The organism is Leptothoe sp. LEGE 181152 (assembly GCF_032906605.1).
Classification (GTDB): domain Bacteria; phylum Cyanobacteriota; class Cyanobacteriia; order Phormidesmidales; family Phormidesmidaceae; genus Leptothoe; species Leptothoe turfae.
Window position 1 is genome coordinate 1 of record NZ_JASATU010000020.1, and the last position, 1534, is coordinate 1534.

Sequence of the window (1534 nt, forward strand, 5' to 3'; positions counted from 1 at the left end):
TACCTAAATTTAGGCCAAATAAAAGGCACGATGCTCAATGCCGAATCGCTGAACGTATTGCCAAAAGAGGAAAGGTGATGAACCCTTGAAAAACAAACCATCGTTTTTAAGGTGCATCACAATGGATACCGTACAGTCTATCCCCCCGTCTTGACGTCTGCCAACGAGTCAGAAAGTCACTATTCAGCGCGTAGCTTCCTGGCGGGTGTGGGTACAAAATTGACCCACTTGGATCTATTTGGTCCCATCAGCGACCAGGTGAAGATCCCGCAAAAGAGCGTGAAAGATACGCCGACAGAAAAACTCTACGATGGGTTTGTTGGCATTCTGAGTGGTGCTCAGGGGATTGTCGAGGTCAACAAATTGGTGCGCAGTGACCCCGGCCTTCAAAAGGCGTTTGGTCGAGACCGTTGTGCTGAGCAGTCGGTGATACAAGAGACCCTGGATGCGAGTACAGCAGAGACCGTTGAGCAAATGGAATCGGCTATCGCTGAGATCTACCGTCGTCACGCTCACGGGTATCGGCATGACTATAGCGCAGAGATTCAAGTTCTCGATGCTGATATGAGTGGCCAACCCTGTGGACCGAAAGCCGCGTTTGCCACCAAAGGGTATTTCGCGAAGCAACGAAATCGCCGGGGACGTCAGCGGGGGCGTGTCTTAGCGAGTCGCTACAACGAAATTGTGGTGGAGCGAGTCTTTGAAGGCAAAACCCAATTAGCTAAAGCCCTCCAACCGTTGATTCAAGCTACAGAACAGACCTTGGGAACAGACCAATCCTCTGAGAAACGAGCCCGTACCCTGGTCCGCATTGATAGTGGTGGTGGTACCCAAGCTGATGTGAACTGGCTGTTAAACCGAGACTATCTCATCTTAACCAAAGATTACAGCACTGCGCGTGCTCGAAAGGCGGCCAAGACAGTTGCCCAGTGGGTAGATGATCCGTGTCATCCAGGACGGCAAGTGGGACTGGTCACCGCACCTGCCCCCGAATATGATAAACCCGTTCTTCGTATTGCTGTTCGCTGTCGCAAAAACAATGGGCAGTGGGGTGTCGGTCTACTCATCACCAATCTCATGCCTGATGATATCGCCTCACTGACGGATATTGAATCCGTTATCTTGGATGACCCGGATGCCCTCTGGTTGGCCTATGCCTACTGTTATGACCAGCGAGGCGGAGCCGTCGAAACCTCTTTCAAGCAAGATCATCAAGCTCTCAAGATTAAGAAGCGAAATAAGAAACACTTTGAAGCTCAGCAAGTGCTCACCCAATTGGAAGCGTTGGCTCACAATGTTTTAGTGTGGGCTCATCAGTGGTTGACGGAGGCACAACCGAACCTCAAACACATTGGCTTTGTAAGATTAATGAGGGATGTGTTTACCACCTCTGGAAAACTCGTGTTCGACTCACAGGGGTACTTAATTGAAATTCTAATCAATGCAGCGGATTCTCTGGTCAGACCTTGGATACGGGGGCTGGAAACCCTTCTCTCCTCAGAGCAAGTCGCCATTAATTTGGGCAAAACTTAGG

At 50.3% G+C, this 1534-nt stretch carries 1 protein-coding gene; it reads left to right on the forward strand.

Annotation, left to right across the window (positions count from 1 at the left end):
* Window positions 1-150: 150 nt before the first annotated feature.
* Window positions 151-1533, forward strand: a complete 1383-nt coding sequence (locus QGP82_RS13015) for a transposase family protein (protein WP_499059531.1) — start codon at window positions 151-153, stop codon at window positions 1531-1533.
* The last annotated feature ends 1 nt before the right edge of the window (window position 1534 follow it).